The 15072-nt window shown below is 42.0% G+C and carries 15 protein-coding genes and 2 tRNA genes; 9 read left to right on the top strand and 8 right to left on the bottom strand.

Annotated elements, in window-relative coordinates; all coding sequences use genetic code 11:
* The first annotated feature begins 33 nt into the window (after positions 1–33).
* From MWG72_RS04765 to MWG72_RS04755, 3 genes are all read left to right on the top strand, one after another.
* Positions 34–768, top strand: coding sequence for a sulfite exporter TauE/SafE family protein (locus MWG72_RS04765; protein ID WP_247143331.1), 735 nt, complete (start codon positions 34–36; stop codon positions 766–768).
* A 98-nt stretch (positions 769–866) separates the two neighbouring features.
* On the top strand, positions 867–1628 hold the full coding sequence (locus MWG72_RS04760; protein WP_005246935.1) for a 3-oxoacyl-ACP reductase: 762 nt from the start codon (positions 867–869) through the stop codon (positions 1626–1628).
* A gap of 134 nt (positions 1629–1762) precedes the next feature.
* Positions 1763–2089 carry a hypothetical protein gene (locus MWG72_RS04755; protein ID WP_005107497.1) on the top strand — a complete coding sequence of 109 codons (327 nt, stop codon included), beginning with the start codon at positions 1763–1765 and terminating at the stop codon, positions 2087–2089.
* Between the two features lie 71 nt (positions 2090–2160).
* On the opposite strand, the gene MWG72_RS04750 is transcribed toward MWG72_RS04755, so the two are convergent.
* On the bottom strand, positions 2161–2709 hold the full coding sequence (locus MWG72_RS04750) for a 1-acyl-sn-glycerol-3-phosphate acyltransferase (RefSeq protein WP_085064787.1): 549 nt from the start codon (positions 2707–2709) through the stop codon (positions 2161–2163).
* Between the two features lie 363 nt (positions 2710–3072).
* Between MWG72_RS04750 and MWG72_RS04745 the strand changes: the two genes are divergently transcribed.
* On the top strand, positions 3073–4236 hold the full coding sequence (locus MWG72_RS04745; protein ID WP_224216595.1) for a putative periplasmic lipoprotein: 1164 nt from the start codon (positions 3073–3075) through the stop codon (positions 4234–4236).
* 38 nt (positions 4237–4274) lie between these two features.
* Here MWG72_RS04745 and MWG72_RS04740 read toward each other — a convergent pair whose 3' ends face one another.
* On the bottom strand, positions 4275–5429 hold the full coding sequence (locus tag MWG72_RS04740) for a LuxR C-terminal-related transcriptional regulator (protein WP_005267061.1): 1155 nt from the start codon (positions 5427–5429) through the stop codon (positions 4275–4277).
* Between the two features lie 227 nt (positions 5430–5656).
* Between MWG72_RS04740 and MWG72_RS04735 the strand changes: the two genes are divergently transcribed.
* Positions 5657–6151, top strand: coding sequence for a copper resistance protein NlpE (locus tag MWG72_RS04735; protein ID WP_247143330.1), 495 nt, complete (start codon positions 5657–5659; stop codon positions 6149–6151).
* Positions 6152–6217: 66 nt separating this feature from the next.
* Here the strand turns inward: MWG72_RS04735 and groL are convergent, their stop codons facing one another.
* From groL to MWG72_RS04715, 4 genes are all read right to left on the bottom strand, one after another.
* The gene (gene groL / locus MWG72_RS04730; RefSeq protein ID WP_121980355.1) at positions 6218–7852 is read right to left on the bottom strand and encodes a chaperonin GroEL; all 1635 of its coding nucleotides are present in this window, start codon (positions 7850–7852) and stop codon (positions 6218–6220) included.
* A 70-nt stretch (positions 7853–7922) separates the two neighbouring features.
* The gene (locus MWG72_RS04725; protein WP_004646315.1) at positions 7923–8213 is read right to left on the bottom strand and encodes a co-chaperone GroES; all 291 of its coding nucleotides are present in this window, start codon (positions 8211–8213) and stop codon (positions 7923–7925) included.
* Positions 8214–8381: 168 nt separating this feature from the next.
* Positions 8382–9158 carry a metallophosphoesterase family protein gene (locus MWG72_RS04720; RefSeq protein ID WP_247143329.1) on the bottom strand — a complete coding sequence of 259 codons (777 nt, stop codon included), beginning with the start codon at positions 9156–9158 and terminating at the stop codon, positions 8382–8384.
* Positions 9139–10077: a diacylglycerol/lipid kinase family protein gene (locus MWG72_RS04715; protein WP_034438446.1), complete on the bottom strand. Its 939-nt coding sequence runs from the start codon at positions 10075–10077 to the stop codon at positions 9139–9141. Before MWG72_RS04715 ends, MWG72_RS04720 begins: the two co-directional genes overlap by 20 nt.
* A gap of 417 nt (positions 10078–10494) precedes the next feature.
* Between MWG72_RS04715 and MWG72_RS04710 the strand changes: the two genes are divergently transcribed.
* Both MWG72_RS04710 and MWG72_RS04705 read left to right on the top strand, forming a co-directional pair.
* Positions 10495–12324, top strand: coding sequence for a phosphoenolpyruvate carboxykinase (GTP) (locus tag MWG72_RS04710; RefSeq protein WP_004279470.1), 1830 nt, complete (start codon positions 10495–10497; stop codon positions 12322–12324).
* A 134-nt stretch (positions 12325–12458) separates the two neighbouring features.
* Positions 12459–12881, top strand: coding sequence for a hypothetical protein (locus MWG72_RS04705; RefSeq protein ID WP_247143328.1), 423 nt, complete (start codon positions 12459–12461; stop codon positions 12879–12881).
* Positions 12882–12954: 73 nt separating this feature from the next.
* On the opposite strand, the gene MWG72_RS04700 is transcribed toward MWG72_RS04705, so the two are convergent.
* Entirely contained in the window at positions 12955–13623 is a 669-nt protein-coding gene (locus MWG72_RS04700; protein ID WP_004279468.1) for a class I SAM-dependent methyltransferase, read from the bottom strand.
* 135 nt (positions 13624–13758) lie between these two features.
* Entirely contained in the window at positions 13759–14607 is an 849-nt protein-coding gene (gene folD / locus MWG72_RS04695) for a bifunctional methylenetetrahydrofolate dehydrogenase/methenyltetrahydrofolate cyclohydrolase FolD (RefSeq protein ID WP_247143327.1), read from the bottom strand.
* Between the two features lie 153 nt (positions 14608–14760).
* Here folD and MWG72_RS04690 point away from each other — a divergent pair.
* Both MWG72_RS04690 and MWG72_RS04685 read left to right on the top strand, forming a co-directional pair.
* Positions 14761–14834: transfer RNA gene (locus MWG72_RS04690), tRNA-Cys, on the top strand.
* A 10-nt stretch (positions 14835–14844) separates the two neighbouring features.
* Positions 14845–14930: transfer RNA gene (locus tag MWG72_RS04685), tRNA-Leu, on the top strand.
* The last annotated feature ends 142 nt before the right edge of the window (positions 14931–15072 follow it).

The following is a 15072-nucleotide window of genomic DNA, read 5'->3' as shown; positions in this document are numbered from 1 at the left end:
AATACTGCTGCCTTTGCTTATGACCTGATCTTTATGACTTGGCTGTTATTTATTCTTGGTGCAATGGTCGCAGGTTTTGTCCAGGGGCTGACCGGCTTTGCCTTTGCCCTGATCGCCATGTCTTTCTGGGTCTGGGTGCTGCCTCCGCAACTGGCCGCGCCCTTGCTGGTATTTGCCTCGATCTGGAGTCATGTGATTTCACTCAGTCAGGAAAAAAAGCAGCTAGTTTTATCCAGGCAGTTGGTGCTGCCTTATCTGATTGCTGGTCTGATTGGCGTGCCGCTGGGTACTTATCTGTTGCAGATCATTCAAGCAGATACCTTTAAGATGATCTTGGGATTTTTTCTGGTACTGTGGTGTCCGGTGATGCTATTCAATCCGCAATTCAAAACAATTCAGCATTCAGGAAAATTGACTGATAGCTGCATCGGTTTTATTGGCGGAATTTTAGGAGGACTGGGCGGTTTTTGCGGTGCTATTCCTTCGGTCTGGGTGATGTTAAAACAATTACCCAAAACCCAGCAGCGCTATATTTTACGGCACTTTAATTTTGCAATTCAGCTTTTCACGCTGGGTACTTATGTATGGCAAGGCCTGATCAATCAAAGCCATTTACCCTATATGGCCTTGCTGATTGTTTTTGTGAGTATTCCGGCAATTTTAGGCGCAAAACTATTTTATAAAATTTCGGAATTACTGTTCAAACGCATGATCTTAAGTTTACTCTTTAGTGCAGGCTGTTTTCTATTAGCGTCCCAATTCATTTAAACACAAGATCAAGCCGAGTCTGTCTTCCCCGCTAAAGCTTGAATCCGGTGAAATAACTGCTATGTTAAGGCCAATCTTTGTAAATATAGATCATCATTATGCAGATTCGTGATCAGATTGTTCTTGTTACTGGTGGTGCACGTGGTTTGGGTTTAGCCATTACTCAGGCTTTACTGGCTGAGGGCGCGCGCGTGGTCGTCAATTATCATAGCAGTCAGCAGCAAGCTGAACAGCTGGCCCAGCAGTATCCTGAACAGGTATTTATTTATCAGGCAGATGTCACTCAAACTGATCAGGTCCGCGCTTTATTTGCCGCAGCTAAAACCCATTTTGGGGAAGCGATTCATGCTGTAATCAATAACGCACTGATTCAATTTGAATTTAATGGTGATGCACGCCCTAAAGTAGAAACGCTGACTTGGGATATGTTGCAACGGCAATTTAGCGGTGCAGTACAGGCTGCCTTAAATACTACACAAGCCGCACTGGATGATATGAAACAGGCAGGGTTTGGCCGGATCGTGAATATTGGTACAAACCTGGTGCAAAATCCGGTGGTTCCTTATCATGACTATACCACTGCCAAAGCTGCATTATTGGCCTTTACCCGCACCACGGCGCAGGACTTGGGACAATATGGCATCAATGTGAATATGCTCTCTGGTGGCCTGTTACAAACCACGGATGCCAGTAAGGCCACACCTGACATTGTCTTTGACCTGATTGCTCAATCGACGCCTTTACGCCGCGTAATTACACCAGAAGAATTTGCTGCTGCAATCCTGATGTTTTTGTCACCTTATTCACGTGCCGTCACAGGACAAAACCTGATTGTAGATGGTGGCTTGGTCAAAGGTTAAATGTTTAGAGAATGGACTTGAATTTTCAAATTCTGTTGTTCTATTTTTTAACCATTTGGTAGATTAAAAAGGTTTTGTGACCGGGTTTTACTTCTACAATAGTGCGCTCCCATAAAGCCTTTAGTCTACTTTCCATGAAATTTATCACGACATTGCTCAGTACCTTGCTACTGGCAGGTTGTATGTCCAGCGATTTGAAAAAATCAGAACAATTACTGCAAAATTTCCATTGTGCCAAGGTAGATACCGCCCAAATGCCACATAGCAGTATGACCGACTATTATCAGCAGATGTTGTATAGCAGCAAATCCAAAGTCGAGTCTTATATCAAACAGTATCATCAAGGTGAAGAGCTGTTTGACCTGCCACTGCATGAAGTGGTGGAGCAACAATATGATCTTTATAAAGATGCCTGCCAAAATCTGGGTGGAATTTTACCCGCTTCTGAAAATGCATCTTAAGTCTGTCAATCTTCATGATGATTAGGCAATAAAAAAGCAGGAGAATTTTCCTGCTTTTTTTCAACTCAATTTTAATTCTGATAATAGCGCTGATCTACGCTGAAGCATTCAGGGAATTTTGGCTGAATCTCTGCATAAAATGCCATGATTTCTGCCATGTCTTTTTCATAATCCCCTGTCGGATAAACAATTTTACCTACACCAGTTTTCTTCTTCTCATAATCCATATAGGCCAATGCAATCGGCACACCTGCATTAATCGCAACATGATAAAAACCTGTCTTCCACTGTTCCTGTTTAGCACGAGTCGCTTCTGGCGTGACCAGCATCACCAGTTTAGGATGGGTCTTGAATAATTCCGTCATCACCTGAACCATACTCGGACTAGGCTCCCCCGGCTGTTTAGGACGGCGATCAATCCCGATACCGCCCATAGCACGCACAAAAGGTCCAAATGGCAATTTCATATAACTGTCTTTAATGGTTAAGCGAACATTCACGCCTAATGCTTTTAAGGCCAGTCGCGCATACAGTGCATCCCAATTACTGGTATGAGGCGCAGCAATCATGACACATTGGTCTAAATCTAAGGGCCAATGGTTATCAATTTCCCAACCCATCAGCCTCAGGCTTTGTTCTGCTAACTTCTCAAACACGTCACGCACCAATTCTATTCAAAATTGCGCGAATTTTAGCAACCTCGGCAAATATAGATAGTGCTCTATGATCAATAAATAAACAGTTAATCTATATTTGTATAATTAGAATTTTTAAATGAATAGTTGATTATTTTTGCCACCTTTCAACTTATCTCATACATCAATTTACGGATAGTTAAGATTGCTTCCCAATATAAATAGGAATTTCTTTCTAATTTAAAGGATTCATGCATTAAAAAGCTCTTAACCTCCTCATTTTGGGATATGGCAAATATAAGGGTCTTTTTATACTGAATCCACATTATAAATTTCAGGAAGATTCTAATGAAAAAGACTTTACTTTGTATTGCTTTAGCAGGGTTACTTAGTGCCTGTGGTGGTTCGGATGATAACTCAAGTACACCTCCAACAAGTAATATTGGAACCCAGACCGGGGTACTAACGGATGCTGTGATTGCTGGGGTACGCTATGTCACAAGTAGTGGTGCTACAGGTTTTACCAATGACGATGGTGAATTTAACTTCAATGAAGGAGAAACGGTTAAATTCTATATTGGTGATGTTCAACTCGGGGATGAAATTGAAGCAAAAGAACGTGTTACCCCTTTGGATTTAGCTGAGACTGAAAATGCTCGCCTTAACTTACTGGTATTTTTACAATCCTTAGATGGAGATGATAACGATGACAAACTTAAAATTAGTACGGCCACTACAGATGCCTTAAAAAATCAGAGTATCAATTTTGACCAACCTTATAATGACTTTAAAAATGAAGCTATTGTCAAAACAGTAATTCCTGAAGAAAAGTTAGTGAATGAAGAGGATGCTAAAGCACACTTCCAAGCGACCTTCTACAAAGATATTGCCGGCACTTGGGAGATTAACCGTACCGATAACACTGCTGTGTTGATTCACATTTTGGAAGATGGACGCTATGCACTAGGTGAAGCAGAAGCAAAAGATGAGAGTGGTCAAGCAGGCATTGAAATGGGCCGCTTAAAATGGAATGCAACAACAACCGTGATTGAACCGGAAATCCTACATGACACCAATGGTGAATGGGGACTTTCACATCCTGCCGAGAATAAACCTTATTCTTTAAACTTTAATGGAACTCAATTAATTCTTACTGAACCCGGCGTTAGTACTGAATACCGTTTAAATCGAGTTAAGCAGTCTAATAGTCTCGTCGGCACGTGGCGACTCAATGAAACGCACCTATTTGCTTTCTTTGATAACAACTATTATTTCTTCCTAGACACTGAAGGTGGAGATGACTGTGGTTGGCCAGGAATTGAATATGGCAAATATACATTGTCAGCAAATACTCTCACCACAACCGAGGTATTATTCGATACCAACGAGTGTGGTGGATTACAAGATAGTTCAAATGGCAGCAAGACAATTGCAAGCATCAATATATCTAACAACAATCTTATCTTACATCCGCAAGGTGAAGATCCTGTAACTTTACAACGTGTTAAATAACCCATATAAACCGGCTTGAATATGAAATTCAGGCCGGTTTAATCAATATGTTCAAATTGAATGGTACAACCCATCAATAAATGCATCAGTTCGATTTGCGAACAACATTGGGTTTTTTCATAAATATTTTTAAAATACGTCCGTACCGAACTCAGCGTAATGCCACACTGTTCTGCAATATCTTCTATTTTATAACCATTAATTAACAACTCACATAAATCAAACTCTCGTTTGGAAAGCTGGTAACACTGTTGTAGGTAAGTTCTTGACAGGGAATAATGCTGGTTTTTATCCGTCATAAATAATGCAATCTGATGCTGAGCAGACTGTAAATGTTGCATATTTCTTAATTTCTTAAAGGGGACTACCGTCAGCATGAATTGCGAGCCTGCCCCATCACTCAACGCCAGGACTCCACCCACTTCAGTTTGAATGGTCGTATCTTCCAGCAAAGCACTTTCCAGAAGCTGATCAAAACGTATCTGCTGACTATAATTGGTTTTTAGACGGTTATGTATATCCAGATCCAGACATGAACTTTGATCAAGCATCTTTTGCGCAATGGGATTGGAATAACTTAAACACAGGTTTTGATCAAGCAGTACAATTCCGGTTTTTAAACTATCCAATACGGTATACAAGCTTAAATTATCTTGCTGAATCAAGTTGATTTGCCGGTGAATTTGCAAAGCCCGGCGTAAATGAATACTGATACGTCTTAGAAAATCCAGCTCAGGCTGTTCAAAAGGCTGTACTTCAGGTGCACGATGAATACCCAGTACCGCCCAACGATAATTCCCCCGATCCAGCAATACTCCCGCCAGATAAGATACACCGCCAGGCTTTAAACACTTCTCATAGAACACATAGTGATCCGTACCCGGCTGTTCTGCATAGTGCTGACAGTTATGACTTAAAGCATCGCCCATCTCGATCGCATTCCATAAGGGCATATGCAGTTTCATATCAATCACTCTGATACGCTCCTCTTGATAAGCGGCCAGACTTTCATTCGGGATATTGTGCGTATAGACAAAGTCATAGCCTGGATTAAGCTGATCCAGACCGGTAAAAATTGCACTCTTACTTTTAGTATAGCTCACGATATCTTTGATCACGTCCAGCCACAAAGATGGTAATACAGCAGCATCATAAATTTTTGCAATCAGATTATTTTCTTGTTCTAATTTCATTATCCCCTCCGCATTATCATTATTTTCTAATCATAGCGTTCAGAATTGGTTAACGAAACAGCATAAAGTGACTTTAAACTTGGCTAAAAATTCTTAAATCCTGCTCACTTATCAATAACTCTGGCCTCATTCACCTAATGAATCAAACTTTAACAAGATTGCCCTATTTATCTGTACTGACTACTTTTAATGTAATTCATAACAAATAATTTAATAGGGTTAAAACAATGAAAAAATTAACGCTTACTGCTGCGATAGCAGTCGTTCTTGCAGGAGCTTTAACCGCCTGTTCAAAGCCCAATGATAATGAGCCGATGAGTAATAATGCTCAATCCAGCCCAGCCATGATGGAGCAAAATAACGCGGATACTAGTGTGAACCGTGCTGATAGCGCAGAAACTTCGCTAGATTGGGCAGGTGAATACGAAGGTGTTTTTCCTTGTGCTGACTGTGAAGGGATTAAGGTCGAGTTAGATCTCAATCCGGATAAAACCTATGACCTAAATGAGGAATATTTAGGTAAAGCTGGAAATAATGAGACGGAAACTAAAGGTAGTTTCAGTTTTGACCCTCAAGATCCTTCAATCATCACATTAGATAACAAAGCTGAAAACCGTAAATTCTTTGTTGGTGAAAATTTTGTTGAAGCACGCGAGATGAAATCAGGTAAAAAAATCGACAGTAATTTAAATTATAAATTAGTTAAAAAGTCCGCATCATAATTTTGTAAACGCATAAAAAAATCCCCGCTATTGCGGGGATTTTTTATGAAATGCTCGGATGATGAATTACATCATGCCGCCCATACCACCCATGCCACCCATATCAGGCATTGCAGGTTTGTCTTCTGGGATTTCAGTGATCATGCATTCAGTGGTCAGCATCAAGCCAGCAACAGAAGCGGCGTGCTCAAGTGCAGAACGCGTTACTTTAGCAGGGTCAAGAATACCCATTTCCAGCATATCGCCATATTCGCCAGTTGCAGCGTTATAACCGAAGTTACCTTCGCCATTCTTCACAGCGTTGATCACTACAGAAGGCTCATCACCTGCGTTAGATACGATTTGACGAAGCGGTGCTTCAATCGCACGACGAAGAATGTTGATACCTACGTTTTGGTCATCATTCGCGCCTGTTACGCCTTCAAGTGCAGATGCAGCACGTACTAGTGCAACACCACCACCCGCAACGACACCTTCTTCAACTGCAGCGCGAGTCGCATGAAGCGCGTCATCTACACGGTCTTTTTTCTCTTTCATTGCAACTTCAGTTGCAGCACCGATTTTGATGACAGCAACACCGCCAGCAAGTTTCGCTACACGCTCTTGAAGTTTTTCTTTGTCATATTCTGAAGTAGATTCTTCGATCTGTGCACGGATTTGCTGTACACGGTCAGCGATTTGGCCAGCATTACCAGCACCATCTACAATTACAGTATTTTCTTTAGATACAGTTACTTTATGTGCTGTACCCAAGTGATCAAGCGTCGTTTGATCCAGCTGCATGCCGATTTCTTCAGAAATCACAGTACCGCCAGTCAAGATCGCGATGTCTTGAAGCATAGCTTTACGACGATCACCAAAACCAGGTGCTTTTACCGCACATACTTTGATAATACCGCGCATGTTGTTGACAACAAGCGTCGCAAGCGCTTCGCCTTCAACATCTTCAGAAATGATTAAAAGCGGTTTGCCAGTTTTAGCAACAGCTTCAAGTACTGTAATCAATTCACGAATATTGCTGATTTTCTTATCAACAAGAAGAATGAATGGATTTTCAAGTTCAGCTGTTAAAGTATCTTGCTTGTTCGCGAAGTACGGAGAAATATAACCGCGGTCGAACTGCATGCCTTCAACTACGTCAAGCGAATCTTCGAAGCCTGAACCTTCTTCAACCGTGATCACGCCTTCTTTGCCCACTTTTTCCATTGCTTGCGCAATCAGCTGACCTACAGTCGTATCAGAGTTAGCAGAGATCGAACCTACTTGTTCAATCGCTTTAGAGTCTGATGCTGGTTTTGCAGTTGCCTTGATGTTTTCAACTACAGAACGTACCGCAATATCGATACCGCGTTTCAAGTCCATTGGGTTCATACCCGCTGTTACTGACTTGATGCCTTCATTCAAAATCGCTTGTGCCAATACAGTTGCAGTCGTTGTACCATCACCTGCGATGTCATTGGTTTTTGAAGAAACTTCACGAACCAGTTGAGCACCCATGTTCTCGAACTTGTCTTTCAGCGTAATTTCTTTGGCAACAGTGACACCATCTTTAGTGATGTGCGGTGATCCAAAAGAACGGTCGATAACAACGTTACGGCCCTTAGGACCCAAAGTAACCTTTACTGCATCTGCAAGGGTGTTTACACCAGCAATCATTTTTGAACGAGCTGAATCACCAAATTTTACGTCTTTAGCTGACATATTTGACTCCGAATATTGTTGTATCTTTACAAAATCTGATTTGGAACGAATAAAACTTTTTTAGCGCAGATTAAGCTTCTAATACCGCTAAAATGTCAGATTCTTTCATGATTAAAAGCTCTTCGCCGTTTACTTTTACAGTAGTGCCTGCATAAGTACCGAACAATACTTTGTCGCCAACTTTTACGTCTAACGCGCGTACGCCATTGTCAGTGATTTGACCATTACCAACTGCAATGATTTCACCTTGAGCAGGTTTTTCAGCAGCCGAACCTGGAAGTAGAATGCCCCCAGCTGTTTTAGTTTCTTCTTCAACACGACGAATAACAACGCGGTCATGTAATGGACGAATGTTGCTCATAAATAACTCCATCAGACTAAGTCTTTTTTAGGTCACTGATGACGACTTAATTATTCCATGGGTCATCATCAAAAATTTTTGATGTCACTTTTATGGAGATGGAATAAAACGCTTCAAGGGCAAAAATGAAAAAAAATTGGTTTTTTTTAACGAATCATAGGTTTTCGTCTATTTATTCGGCAGATCAGCCTTCAACATAAAGGCTTGTGCCACTTCATCGAATAAATATTGAGAAATTTTTCCTGTGGCATCAATCAGATTAAAGCTGTTCGGTTCATCTTTATGTAGACGATTTGACGCAGAAGTCCCTGCATGTACATCATATACAGGATGATCCATCCCCAATCCGAACATCTGATTCAAATCATAAATCGCCGGTTGATGCAGATGCCCATGTAACACCGCAAACAGACCATGCTCTGCCCAGGCCTCTAAAGCAATTTTGGCCATCAATGGGCTGTCCTTGAAACCGCGCTTATTTTGAAAAGGCACATAAAAAGGTTGATGGCTGACAATGATTTTTAATTTGAACGCAGGCGCCTGAGCCAGTTGCAAATCAATACGCTGAATCTGCTCAAGGGATAAATGCCCTTTGGTATGATATCGACGTCGGATCGAATTCACCCCAATCAGATAAAAATTTTCAGTTTCAAATATTGGCTCCAATTCACCAAAAAAAATCTGGTAACGGGTAAATGGATTGAAAAGCCGATTCCACAAATGATAGAGCGGAATATCATGATTCCCCGGGATCACCATATAAGGCGTATTGAGCTGATCTAAAAATTTTTTGCAGGCAAAGAATTGACCCAAACGTGCGCGCTGAGTCAGGTCACCACTGATGACGACGGCTTCAAGTGGATGGGTCTGACAGAAATGCCGAATCGCTTCTAAACACTCCGGCTTCTCTGTTCCAAAATGCAGATCAGACAGATGCAGGATCATGTGGCACCATTACGTTTAGGCTATCTTTTAATACAGAAATATTGAGTGGCGGGGCCATTTCCACAATTTCCCCATCAATCGCTACCATCAGTTTCTTGGCTCGGGATTCGATTCGAACTTGATCGGCTGCAAAACTATAAACATCCGATGCCTGGTCAATCTTGCCACGAATCAGCTGATACACTAGCTTAAATAAAGTAAGCTTATCACTTTTAGAAACTACAACTCCCGCCACTTTGCCTTTTTCAGCCGCTTCTGCAATGCGCATTTTCATATCCGCCAGTTGCAAGGGATTATTGCCAAAAAAAATCAGTGGTGTTTTTACCGGATATTTCTTTTGATCCACCCAGATTTTTAGTTTTAATTCTTTACGGTCGCGAATTAAAACATCCAGTGCAGAAGTATAGGCATGTAGCGGTAAGCGACCAAAAATACGATTATAGTCTTCACGTTTTTTAATAAATAAAGGATATAGACCTAAACTGGCATTATTCAGATAAATTTCCTGATTGATACGAGCAACATTCATACGTTGTGGCTGTCCTGTCGCAATCACTTTTGCCGCTTCAAGCAAATCCAGCGGAATCCCCAATAATCTCGCCACATAGTTAAAAGTCCCTAAAGGCAAAATACCGACAGGAATTTGCGTATTCAACACATGTTTGGCGACTGTATTTAAAGTGCCATCTCCGCCTGCCGCAACGATGATTCCTGACTCGCTAGATGCCAAATGCTGTTCAAGCACCTCAACCATAATTTTATCAAATTGCTGTGAATCATTGATTTCATAAGCTTTAGTTTGATAACCCTGCGCTGAAAATATATCGATCAGCTGTTCATAAATGCCTTCTGGCCCCTGTATGCGAAAACCAGCTTTATGATTAAAAATCAGCGATAAGGGTTTAGATTGATTAGACATTTTTCGCGCAATTTCATTGAAGCCTATTGGCATTTTGTCCAATTCATAGACAATTAACAGTGGCTTTATGTAAAATTCAAATGGCAACCATTTATTTAATCAATAATGAATATTAGAGATCTTATAAAATTAAGATAATGATTTTAATATCAATTTTTAAAATAAATACCACTCATCACTTATATAAATAACCTTAATAATTCAAATATTTAGTTTTATCTTGTTGTTTTACTTATATTTATAAATAAAATAGCATTATATTCCAAAAGAAATCTAGCACTTCTTTGGTCTTATTTTTTTTATCATTTTATGCTTTAATACAGCCACTTTTTTTCATACTTCATCTGGGCGATATTTTTTATTGCTCGGATTGTACTTTGTACATCTAATTTGTACACATTTGAGATAGGCCTCACCATGACCCAAGTGAACGCACCAGAATTCGTTCGTCACCCTAAGCTTATTGCTTGGGTGGAAGAGATTGCTAAATTAACAAAACCAGCAAAAATTGAATGGTGTGACGGTAGCGCAGAAGAATATCAACGTTATATCGACTTGATGATCGCTAACGGCACAATGCAAGCGCTGAATCAAGAAACTCATCCTGGTTCTTATCTTGCAAATTCTGATCCTTCTGACGTAGCACGTGTTGAAGATCGTACTTACATCTGTTCTGAAAACAAAGACGATGCTGGCGCGACCAACAACTGGGAAGCACCTGCTGTCATGCGCGAAAAATTGAACGGTTTATTTGACGGTTCAATGGCAGGTCGTACACTTTATGTGGTTCCATTCTCAATGGGTCCATTGGGTTCTCATATCGCTCATATCGGTATCGAGTTAACTGACTCTCCTTACGTTGCAGTAAGCATGTCTAAAATGGCTCGTATGGGTAAAGCTGTTTATGACGTTCTTGGTACTGACGGTGAATACGTTCCTTGCGTACACACTGTAGGTGCTCCGCTTGCGAATGGCGAAAAAGATGTTGCATGGCCTTGCAACAAAGAAAAATACATCGTGCATTACCCAGAAACTCGTGAGATCTGGTCTTATGGTTCTGGTTATGGCGGTAACGCATTGTTGGGTAAAAAATGCCTGGCATTACGTATTGCATCATTTATGGGTCGTCAACAAGGCTGGTTAGCTGAACACATGCTGATCCTTGGCGTGACCAATCCACAAGGCGAAAAACACTACATCGCAGCTGCATTCCCATCTGCATGTGGTAAAACAAACTTCGCTATGTTGATTCCACCAGCAGGCTATGAAGGCTGGAAGATTGAAACTGTAGGTGACGATATTGCTTGGATCAAACCAGGTGAAGACGGTCGCTTATATGCAATCAACCCTGAAGCTGGCTTCTTCGGTGTAGCGCCTGGTACCAACACCAAGACCAACCCGAACTGTATGGCAACCATGCACAAAGACGTGATTTATACAAACGTCGCTGTGACTGACAACGGTGAAGTATGGTGGGAAGGTCTGACTAAAGAAGCGCCTGCCAACCTGACTAACTGGAAAGGTCAACCACACACTGGCGAAGAAAAAGCAGCGCATCCAAATGCTCGTTTCACAGTTGCAGCTGGTCAATGCCCTTCTATTGACGCTGACTGGGAAAATCCAGCTGGCGTGCCAATTTCTGCCTTCATCTTCGGTGGTCGCCGTGCAGACACTGTGCCTCTAATTTCAGAAGCATTTGACTGGGTTGACGGTGTTTACAAAGCTGCAACGATGGGCTCTGAAACAACTGCTGCTGCTGTTGGTCAACAAGGTGTTGTTCGTCGTGACCCGTTCGCGATGCTGCCATTCGCTGGCTACAACATGGCGGATTACTTCACGCACTGGTTAGAAATGGGCGAGCAAGTGGGCGCGAAAGCTGCCGCTGCTGGCAACAAACTTCCAGGTATCTACAACGTGAACTGGTTCCGTCGTGATGCTGAAGGCAACTTCGTATGGCCTGGTTTCGGTCAAAACATGCGTGTTCTTGAGTGGATCATTGACCGTTGTGAAGGTCGTGCTGATGCTGTTGAAACACCAATCGGCCTAGTTCCTACTTACGAACAGTTGAACTGGACTGGTTCTGACTTCACTAAAGAACAGTTTGACCTAGTAACTTCTCAAGATAAAGATCAATGGATCAAAGAACTTGAAAGCCACACTGAATTGTTCGACAAGCTGGGTGAGCGTTTACCGGAAGCGTTAAAAACTCGTCAAGCAGAACTTATTGCTGCGGTTAAATCTGCTTAATTGCTGATTTAATTAAAAAAGGTCGCGTAAGCGGCCTTTTTTATTGGCTGTTTAAACAATTGATCACAATTGACCAGAGCAGCAGTTTAAGCAAAATATGGCATACTTAAGCCAAGACTTCAGGAACTATAAATATGAAAAGAACAACAGTAATTTTGGCTATGGCTGCGAGCAGTTTCGTACTGAGTGCATGTCAGACCACACCCCATCAATTCAATGGACAAAGTGGCTATGAAATTCTGGAACGTTCAGGCAATACAGCAACCTTGAGCTACACCCTCTCAGGACGACCAAGCCAGGATGAAAATCGCTTGCAAGCCGCTTGCAGACACGTATTAGGAAGTTCCAAAACTTACAACATCCAGATTTTAAGCACCAATGAAATTTCCAATCCAACTGCGGAACAGGAAAACTATGGCCGCCAACTGGGTAATAGCCGCACGCAAATCAGCTTGAGCAATACGCCTGATTTACATAATAGCGAGAACCCGGGTGCACGCGAAGCTTTAGAAGCCCGCCCTACGACCATGCGGGTTATTCGTTATACCTGTTCTTAATATCTGATACTTAGTTACTTAATCAGAGTAAGACAATCAAAAAGGGCCTAGTGCCCTTTTTAATTTTTTAAATTTAACGTGTTTTATAGAAACTGACATTACGAAATTCGGGCGATTCATCCAAATCCGGCCAGGTCGTCGCACTACGCTCATCCAGTTTTTCATATTGAGGATGACTAAAGTTTTTTACCCGACTGTCTGCAACCCACACCTCAGGTGCAAATTTTAAAAACTCATCCAGGAAGAAACGGTTACATTGATCATAGAGCACATCTGCGGCTAATAAAATATCCACCTTCTCTGCCTTATATAGGTCATCCAGATATTCAAGCTCGACATCATTTAGCTCTGCATTGGCACGACAGGCATCTAGACTAACTTGATCGATATCACAGCAGATCACACGTTTTGCACCTGCCATTTTCGCCGCAATGGCAACTACGCCCGATCCCGCCCCAAAATCCAAAACTACTTTGTCTTTAACATGATGCGGCTCTGCCAATAGCCACTGCGCCATCGCCAAGCCTGAGGCCCAGCAAAAGATCCAGTATGGTGTATCATTCCAAATGCGACGAATCACCTCATCATCCAGCTTATCTGTTGGGAATACTGGCGGAATCAGCCACAGGGAAATGGGTGTATCCGGCAATTGCTGTGCATGTAGCTCACAGTGTGGAATCACATCATGCAAGGCTTTTAGTAGATGTTCTGGGGCTTGAGGGAGTCGGAAGGTGCAGCTCATTAGATTTCTTTTAATTAGTATTAATGTCTTTGAAGAATCTCCCCTAGCCCCTCTTTAAAAAAGAGGGGGAAACTCCATCCAAAAATAGTGATCAGAGTTCCCTCCTTTGAAAAAGGAGGGTTAGGGAGGATTTGATTAACCTAAAGCTTTTTCAGCAGCTTCAACCGTTTGACGGATTAAAGTGGTAATCGTCATTGGACCTACACCACCCGGAACTGGTGTGTAAGCAGAAGCAATTTCTTCAATGCCTACAAGTTGGATATCACCTACACCACCACCATCACGTGGATGGAAACCAGCATCAACAACCACAGCACCTGGTTTGATCCAGTCTTTTTGAATTAATTCTGCTTTACCTACCGCACCGACAATGATGTCCGCTTGCTTAACAAAGCTTGCAAGATCTTGAGTACGTGAATGGCAAATGGTTACGGTTGCATTCGCTTCTAGCAGCATCGCTGCCATTGGTTTACCCAAAATTGCAGAACGACCGACAACTACTGCATGTTTACCTGCAATTTCAATGTTATGTTCTTTCAGGATGGTCATGATACCCGCAGGCGTCGCTGAACCATAGGCTGCTTCGCCCATTGCCATACGACCATAACCAAGACAAGTGACGCCATCTACGTCTTTTTCAAGCGAGATTGCATCGAAACAGGCACGCTCATCAATTTGAGCTGGAACCGGATGTTGCAGCAGAATACCGTGCACATCAGGATTTGTATTTAATTTTTCAATTTCAGCCAATAATGCTTCAGTTGTGGTTTCTTTAGGAAGTTCCACTTTGAGTGAATCCATACCAACACGGCGGCAAGCATTGCCTTTCATGCGAACATAAGTTGCAGATGCGCCATCGTCACCTACCAAAATCGTCGCAAGAATTGGAGTACGACCTGATTTTGCTTTCAGCGCTTCTACGCGAGTAAACAAGTCAGCTTCAATTTGCTTCGCCAATGCACGACCGTCTAGAACTAATGCCACGGCACTTCTCCCAAGTGTTGATATGAATCAATTTTGCACATTCTACATGAATAATTTAAATATTTTCCGCCAGATGATGTTTTTATGCGCATACAGATGAATACACTATTGTTTTTTTTTCTGAGCTTGCTAATATACGCATCAACAAGACGCGGCGGGGTGGCAGAGTGGTCATGCAGCGGACTGCAACTCCGTGGACGCCGGTTCGATTCCGACCTCCGCCTCCATCTTGTTAAAGCCCGAGTGGTGAAATCGGTAGACACAGGGGATTTAAAATCCCCCGCCCACAAAGCGTGCCAGTTCGAGTCTGGCCTCGGGCACCATTCTTCTACTATAGAAAGATGGTGCAAATAAAGAACCCAGCGAAAGCTGGTTTTTTTATGTCTGTAATTTAGTTAGTCAAAAAATAAGTAAATTAAATTCCCATTTAAAGTGTCATCATTAATCAGGCCCTCCTGCTCTGCT

The organism is Acinetobacter lwoffii, assembly GCF_022967985.1.
In the GTDB taxonomy this organism is placed as follows: Bacteria; Pseudomonadota; Gammaproteobacteria; order Pseudomonadales; family Moraxellaceae; genus Acinetobacter.
This window is presented reverse-complemented; position numbering and strand designations above follow the sequence as displayed.

Bases quoted from the DNA above. Each gene is read 5' to 3' on its own strand.
- MWG72_RS04760 (WP_005246935.1), top strand. From the start codon at position 867: ATGCAGATTCGTGATCAGATTGTTCTTGTTACTGGTGGTGCACGTGGT.
- MWG72_RS04765 (WP_247143331.1), top strand. From the start codon at position 34: ATGACTTGGCTGTTATTTATTCTTGGTGCAATGGTCGCAGGTTTTGTC.
- MWG72_RS04735 (WP_247143330.1), top strand. From the start codon at position 5,657: ATGAAAAAATTAACGCTTACTGCTGCGATAGCAGTCGTTCTTGCAGGA.
- MWG72_RS04700 (WP_004279468.1), bottom strand. From the start codon at position 13,623: ATGAGCTGCACCTTCCGACTCCCTCAAGCCCCAGAACATCTACTAAAA.
- groL (WP_121980355.1), bottom strand. From the start codon at position 7,852: ATGTCAGCTAAAGACGTAAAATTTGGTGATTCAGCTCGTTCAAAAATG.
- MWG72_RS04710 (WP_004279470.1), top strand. From the start codon at position 10,495: ATGACCCAAGTGAACGCACCAGAATTCGTTCGTCACCCTAAGCTTATT.
- MWG72_RS04740 (WP_005267061.1), bottom strand. From the start codon at position 5,429: ATGAAATTAGAACAAGAAAATAATCTGATTGCAAAAATTTATGATGCT.
- MWG72_RS04720 (WP_247143329.1), bottom strand. From the start codon at position 9,158: ATGATCCTGCATCTGTCTGATCTGCATTTTGGAACAGAGAAGCCGGAG.
- MWG72_RS04750 (WP_085064787.1), bottom strand. From the start codon at position 2,709: ATGGGTTGGGAAATTGATAACCATTGGCCCTTAGATTTAGACCAATGT.
- MWG72_RS04745 (WP_224216595.1), top strand. From the start codon at position 3,073: ATGAAAAAGACTTTACTTTGTATTGCTTTAGCAGGGTTACTTAGTGCC.
- MWG72_RS04705 (WP_247143328.1), top strand. From the start codon at position 12,459: ATGAAAAGAACAACAGTAATTTTGGCTATGGCTGCGAGCAGTTTCGTA.
- MWG72_RS04715 (WP_034438446.1), bottom strand. From the start codon at position 10,077: ATGTCTAATCAATCTAAACCCTTATCGCTGATTTTTAATCATAAAGCT.
- MWG72_RS04725 (WP_004646315.1), bottom strand. From the start codon at position 8,213: ATGAGCAACATTCGTCCATTACATGACCGCGTTGTTATTCGTCGTGTT.
- MWG72_RS04755 (WP_005107497.1), top strand. From the start codon at position 1,763: ATGAAATTTATCACGACATTGCTCAGTACCTTGCTACTGGCAGGTTGT.